Annotated in this window: 5 protein-coding genes, 1 tRNA gene and 1 pseudogene; all 7 read left to right on the top strand. The window is 73.8% G+C overall.

What is annotated here, in order from left to right; all coding sequences use genetic code 11:
• Positions 1-656 (top strand): nucleotidyltransferase domain-containing protein (locus ABZW03_RS35140; protein ID WP_355267740.1); only part of this gene is annotated, 656 nt, incomplete at its 5' end.
• 47 nt (positions 657-703) lie between these two features.
• Positions 704-776 (top strand) — tRNA-Lys (locus ABZW03_RS35135).
• Positions 777-1,382: 606 nt separating this feature from the next.
• Complete coding sequence (locus tag ABZW03_RS35130; protein ID WP_355267737.1) at positions 1,383-3,074, top strand: LCP family protein; 1,692 nt, start codon at positions 1,383-1,385, stop codon at positions 3,072-3,074.
• Between the two features lie 153 nt (positions 3,075-3,227).
• The gene (locus tag ABZW03_RS35125; RefSeq protein ID WP_355267734.1) at positions 3,228-3,743 is read left to right on the top strand and encodes an SRPBCC domain-containing protein; all 516 of its coding nucleotides are present in this window, start codon (positions 3,228-3,230) and stop codon (positions 3,741-3,743) included.
• Positions 3,744-3,992: 249 nt separating this feature from the next.
• On the top strand, positions 3,993-4,793 hold the full coding sequence (locus ABZW03_RS35120; RefSeq protein ID WP_355267731.1) for a VOC family protein: 801 nt from the start codon (positions 3,993-3,995) through the stop codon (positions 4,791-4,793).
• 111 nt (positions 4,794-4,904) lie between these two features.
• Entirely contained in the window at positions 4,905-5,651 is a 747-nt protein-coding gene (locus tag ABZW03_RS35115; RefSeq protein WP_355267728.1) for a beta-phosphoglucomutase family hydrolase, read from the top strand.
• Positions 5,648-6,429 (top strand): annotated as a pseudogene (locus tag ABZW03_RS35110) (family 65 glycosyl hydrolase); the annotation flags it as partial. The gene ABZW03_RS35115 and the pseudogene ABZW03_RS35110, both read left to right, overlap by 4 nt.

The following is a 6,429-nucleotide window of genomic DNA, read 5'->3' as shown; positions in this document are numbered from 1 at the left end:
GCCTGTTCGCCGTTCCCACCGAGGAGTTGCACGGCCTGCACCGCCCGGCCGAGTCCCACGTCACCACCGAGCCGGACCTCACCCTGCACGAGGCCGCCAAGTGGTGCCGGCTGGCGCTGAGCTGCAACCCGACCGCCTCCGAGCTGGTCTGGCTGCCGGACGACCTGTACGAGGTCCGCACCCCGCTCGGCGACGAACTGGTCGGCCTGCGGACGGCCTTCCTCAGCGCGCCGGCCGTGCGGAACGCCTACCTCGGCTACGCCGACCAGCAGTTCCGCAAGCTGCTGACCCGCGACACCACCGACCGGGCCGCCCGTCGCCGGGCCGCCAAGCACGCCCGGCACCTGGTCCGGCTGGTCGAGCAGGCCGTCCGGCTGCACGAGACCGGCCGCAACCTCATCCGGCTGCCCGACCCCGAACGCGTCCGCGAACTCGGCGAACGCATCGCCGACCGCCCCACCCTCGCGGAGGACCTGCTGGCCGGCGCCGCCGACCGCCTCGCCGGCCCCGGCGTGCTGCCCGCCGCCCCCGACCCGCGCCCCGTCGAGGCCTGGCTCCGCCGGGTCCGCGCCGCCCACTACACCCCGCCCCAGGACCCGCTCCGCCCCGGCACGCCCGGGCAATCCACTGGCGGAGCCGTGGGCCCCACCGGGTAGGATCGCCGTGGTCCTCCCACCCGGCTACCCGGGCGCGCGAGGGCCGCGGGCCACTAGCTCAATTGGCAGAGCTGCGGACTTTTAATCCGTAGGTTCAGGGTTCGAGCCCCTGGTGGCCCACCGCGTCGAGGCCGGATCGGGCGAGCTCCAATCCGGCCTCCCGCGTTCCCCGGCGCGGGTGTCCCGCCGCCCGGAGCCGCGCACCGCCGCCGGCCGGGCCCGGGGAGCCGCCGGGCCGGCCCACGTCCTCAACTCCGTTGTCCGCGAAGGCATTGCGCCGCGGGCCCGGTCGGACGCCGGGCCGGGGCGGCCGGGAACGGGTGCGGCCCCGCGGCGGGCGCCGGCTCCACCGGCACCGCCACCGGCCGTACCGGTGGCCGGATTTCGGCGTCGGCCCGAGGCCGGCGACGTGGCATGGGTCACGTCGTAATCGGGCGATTTCGACCGTTCTGCGGGGATGTTGCCCGCCGGTCGGCGGGGTTGCCGGAGGGCCGAGGGTGGGTGATCGGGTCGGGCCTAAATATGATCGGAAGCCACGATCGTCGGTTAGTGGTGACGGTCGTATGTGCAACCTGGGAACGGTTCGGACCGTCTCTCTGTGTGCGGTGCGCCGGATCGTCAGGGGCGTCGCTTCCGTCGGTGAAAGGTACGCGCATGTCAGGTCGGAGGGGCGAGAGCCCGGCTCGGGGTGAGGGCGTGCCCGGGACGGAGGACGCCACGGGCTCCGTGCCCGCCCCGCGTGCCGGCGGCCGGGCCGAGGCCCGGCGCGCTGCCCAGGGAAAGGGCGGACGCGGCGGTGGCGGTACGACGGACGCGGCGGGGGCGACGGGCGGCCGGGCCGCGGCGCGCAAGGGCGCCAAGCCCAAGAAGAACGTGAAGAAGATCGTCGCCTGGTCGACGGCGGGCGTGCTGGTGGTCATCGCCGGTGTCGGCGGCGCGATCTACCTCAAGCTGAACGGCAACATCAAGTCCTTCGACGCCGACGCGATAGCCCGCAACCGCCCGCCGGAGGCGAAGGCCGACGCGGACGGCAACAAGCCGGTCAACATCCTGCTGATCGGTTCGGACAGCCGCGGCAAGAACAACGCCGACCTCGGCGGCGGCGAGGACGGCGGCGCCCGCTCGGACACCACGATCCTGCTGCACGTCTACGCCGACCACAAGCACGCCGTGGGGATCTCGATCCCGCGCAACGCCAAGGTCGAGCTGCCGTCCTGCAAGCTGCCCAACGGCAAGTGGACCAAGGGCGGCAACACCGACCTGTTCAACTCCGCCTTCTCGCTGGGGGGCAGCGACGACGGCAACCCGGCCTGCACCCAGAACACGGTGGAGAAGCTCACCGGCATCCGCGTCGACCACACCCTCGTCGTCGACTTCAACGGCTTCGCCTCGATGACCTCGGCCGTCAACGGCGTGGACATCTGCCTGCCGAAGCCGATCTACGAGGGGGACATCAACCCCAATCTGAAGAAGAAGGGCGACCTCGTCCTGCCGCAGGGCAAGCAGACCGTGGAGGGCCAGAAGGCGCTCGACTACGTCCGGCTGCGGCACGGCATCGGCGACGGTTCGGACATCGGCCGGATGAAGCGCCAGCAGGCCTTCCTCGGCTCGCTCGCCAGCAAGATCAAGAAGGACGGGATGAACCCCACCACCCTTCTGCCGCTGGCCGACGCCGCCACCAAGTCCCTGGTCGTCGACCCCGGCCTGGACTCCGCCGACAAGCTGCTCTCCTTCGGCCTGTCGCTGAAGAACATCGACATGCACGACCTCAAGTTCGTGACGGTGCCCTGGCGTTACCGCACCCAGGACCAGGACCTCGACATCGTCCAGGCGGACGCCAACAAGCTCTGGGCGACCCTCAAGGCCGACCAGACCATCGACGGCCAGAACGCCACCGGCCAGCAGCCGGACGCCCCGGCCGACACCACCAGCGCGGCCCCGCCGCCGCCCGCCCAGCCCACCACGCCGGCCGCCCCGGCCGCGGACACCGCCAACTCGGCGATCAGGGTGGCGGTCTACAACGGAACCACCGTCAACGGCCTGGCCGGCAGGGCGACCGAGCACCTGAAGGGCGCCAAGTTCGCCGCCACCACGGCGGGCCAGGCGGCGAGTACCAAGTACAAGACGACCACCATCGAGTACGGCTCCGGGCAGAAGGCGAACGCCGAGAAGGTGGCCGCGCTGTTCCCCGGCGCCGGCCTGGAGCCCAGCAGTGCCCGGGGCATCTCGGTGATCACCGGCCAGGACTTCGCGGCCGCGATGGGGATGGCGGCCACCGCTCCGGCCGCCGGCGCGCCGGCGGCCGCCACCCCGGGCGTCCCGGCGCCCCCGCAGCCGCTGCCGACCACCATCACCAACGAGGCCCGCTCCGCCGACGACGACATCTGCGCGAACACCAGCTACGGCAGCGGCGGCTGACCGCTTGCGCCGGAGAGCGCGGGAACACCTGAAGACCTGAACACCGGGCGACCCCCGGGCCGGCGCCCTCCGGGGCGCGCGGGCCCGGGGGTCGTGCCATGGTGGGCCCGTGGCCCCCGGGCGGGGCCGCGCGGGCACCGAAAGGCGGACCCCATGCCCGAGATCGCCCTCCAGCTCGACATCGCCGCGCCCCGGGCGGTGGTGCTCGCCGCGCTCACCACGCACGACGGGCTGACCGCCTGGTGGACCACCGGCGTGGACCGGGACGGCGACGTCCTGCTGTTCGACTTCCCCGACGTGCCCGAGCCGTTCCGGCTGCGGGTGGAGCGGGCCGACCGGGACCGGGTGGTGTGGACCAACGCCGGCTCCTTCCCGCCGCACTGGGCCGGCACCTGGATCAGCTGGGAACTGGCCGACGAGCCCGGGGCCGCCGAGCGGCCCGGCGCCCCTGACCGACCTGCCGACGCCGACCGGCCCGCCGGCGAGCAGCCCGCCGCCGAGCGCACCCGGCTGCTGTTCCGGCACGGCGGCTGGCAGCCGGGCAGCGAGGAGGGCGTCCCGGCGGTGGCCGGCACCTGGGCCGAACTGCTGGTCCGGCTCAAGGACTACGCGCAGAGCGGCAAGGTGCAGCCGTACTTCATCACCGCGCACCGCCACGACGCCCCGTGACCGCACGACGCCCGGTGACCGCGACGCCCCGTGACCACGGCGCGGGCGCCGCGTGACGGTCCGGCCGCCGGACCGCCCCCGGTCGCCCGCCAGGGCGCCGTCCGGTGGCGGGATCGCGGCGGCGGGCCGATGGTGGCGGTGTACCGCCGTCGTCCCGGCCGGTCCGCACCCCGCCCGGTCCGCCCGCCCCGACGGTTCGACCGTCCCGACCACCCCAGCCGCCCACCACCGCCTCCGGGAGGCCCAGCAATGCCCGTAGTCACCGATCCGTACAAGCCCGGCACCCCGTGCTGGGTCGACCTGACGGCGAGCGACCAGCAGGCCGCGCTCGACTTCTACCGCGACCTGTTCGGCTGGCAGGGCGAGGTCGGCCCGGCCGAGTTCGGCGGCTACGCCGTGTGCACGCTCAACGAGCGACCGGTCGCCGGGATCATGGCGCAGATGGCGCCCGAGGGCCAGGAGCCCCTGCCCGTCGGCTGGACCACCCACCTCGCCGCGGACGACGCCGACGCGGCCCGGGCGGCCATCGCCGAGGCCGGCGGCACGATCCTGTACGACCCGATGGACGTCGGCACGCTCGGCCGAGTGCTGCTCGCCACCGACCCGACCGGCGCGGTGTTCGGGGTCTGGCAGGCGATGGACTTCATCGGCGCCGGCGTGGTCAACGAGCCCGGCGCGCTGGTCTGGAACGAGCTCAACACCTCCGACACCGGTGCGGCCGGCCGCTTCTACCGGCCGGCCCTCGGGCTGCGCCCGGCCACCATCCAGGGCATGGACGGCTACTACTCGCTCAACGTCGGCGACCGCACGGTGGGCGGCATGCAGGCGACGCCCGACTACCTGGCGCCCGGCACGCCCTCGCACTGGATGACCTACTTCTCGGTGGACGGCACCGACTCCACGGTGGACGCCCTGGTCAAGGCGGGCGGCTCGGTGATCCAGCCGGCCTTCGACATGCAGTCCGGCCGGATGGCGGTGGTCCAGGACCCGCAGGGCGCGGTCTTCGCGGTCATCGAGGCGCCCGAGGCGCAGATGCCCGACTCGCCGTAACGTCCTCCAACCCCGGCTCGCCCCGGCCGGACCATCGGAAGCCGCCCCTTCCCGCGACGCGCCGCCGGGAAATGGGCGGCTTCCCCCGCGTTCCCGGGTAAGACTGCACCCATGCTGGGGCTACCGGACGACATCCGTGCTTTCCTCTTCGACCTCGACGGGGTGCTCACCCAGACCGCGAAGGTGCACGCCGCGGCCTGGAAGGACACCTTCGACACCTTCCTGCGCGCCGAAGCCGCCCGCACCGGCGGGCCGTTCGTCCCCTTCGACGCCGTCACCGACTACGACACCTACGTGGACGGCCGCCCGCGGCTGGACGGCACCCGCGCCTTCCTGCTCAGCCGGGGCATCGCCCTGCCCGAGGGGACGCCGGAGGACCCGCCCAACTCCCGTACCGTGCAAGGGATCAGCCGGGCCAAGAACGACACCGTGCTGCGGCTGATCCGGGAGCAGGGCGTCCAGCCGTACCCGGGCTCGGTCGACTACGTGCACCGGCTGCGCGCGGCCGGGCTGCCCAGCGCCGTGGTCTCCTCCAGCGCCAACTGCCGCGACGTGCTGCGGGCGGCCGGCATCGAGGAACTGTTCGAGGTGATCGTGGACGGCAACGTCGCCCGGGCCGAGGGCCTGCCCGGCAAGCCCGCGCCCGACACCTACCTGTACGCCGCCCGCGCCCTGGGCGTCGAGCCCGCCCACGCCGCGGTCTTCGAGGACGCGCTCGCCGGGGTCGCCTCCGGCCGGGCCGGCGGCTTCGGCGCGGTGGTCGGGGTGGACCGCACCGGCCAGGCCGCCGAACTGCGCCGGGACGGCGCCACCGTGGTCGTCCGGGACCTCTCCGAGCTCCTGGAGGAGAAGGCATGAGTCCCGCGGACAACTTCGCGATCGACCCCTGGCAGATCACCGAACAGGGCCTGGACCTGGCCTCGATGGCCCGCGCCGAGTCCGTCTTCGCGCTCTCCAACGGCCACATCGGCCTGCGCGCCAACCTGGACGAGGGCGAGCCGCACGGCCTGCCCGGCACCTACCTCAACGGCGTCTTCGAGCTGCGCCCGCTGCCGTACGGCGAGGGCGGCTACGGCTACCCGGAGTCCAGCCAGAGCGTCATCAACGTGACCAACGGCAAGATCATCCGGCTGCTGGTGGACGACGAGCCCTTCGACCTGCGCTACGGCGAACTCGTCGGCCACAAGCGCTGGTTGGACTTCCGCGAGGGCCTGCTGCACCGGGAGGCCGAGTGGACCTCCCCGGCCGGGCGGACGATCCGGGTGCGCTCCTCCCGGCTGGTCTCGCTCACCCAGCGCGCCGTCGCCGCCGTCGAGTACAGCGTCGAGGCGGTGGACGGCCCGGTGCGGATCGTGCTCCAGTCCGAGCTGGTCGCCAACGAGCAGCTGCCCGGCGGCCCGGAGGGCGACCCGCGGGCCGCCGCCGTGCTGGAGGCGCCGCTGCAGCCCGAGGCGCACCACGCCAGCGGCACCAAGGCCGTCCTGGTGCACCGCACCCGCTACAGCGGCATCCGGGTCGCGGCCGGGATGGACCACGTCATCGAGGGCCCGGAGAAGTCCGACACCGTCGCGGAGTCCGAGGCCGACCACTGCCGGATCAGCGTCACCACCGTGCTCAAGGCCGGACAGCGGCTGCG

Source organism: Kitasatospora sp. NPDC004799 (assembly GCF_040609095.1).
Lineage (GTDB): Bacteria > Actinomycetota > Actinomycetes > Streptomycetales > Streptomycetaceae > Kitasatospora.
Note: the sequence above shows the minus strand (reverse complement) of the source record. Positions and strands in the feature narration are given on the sequence as shown.

What these genes read in the sequence shown, in the direction of transcription:
- ABZW03_RS35125 (WP_355267734.1), top strand. Translation starts at nt 3,228, where the DNA reads ATGCCCGAGATCGCCCTCCAGCTCGACATCGCCGCGCCCCGGGCGGTG.
- ABZW03_RS35120 (WP_355267731.1), top strand. Translation starts at nt 3,993, where the DNA reads ATGCCCGTAGTCACCGATCCGTACAAGCCCGGCACCCCGTGCTGGGTC.
- ABZW03_RS35115 (WP_355267728.1), top strand. Translation starts at nt 4,905, where the DNA reads ATGCTGGGGCTACCGGACGACATCCGTGCTTTCCTCTTCGACCTCGAC.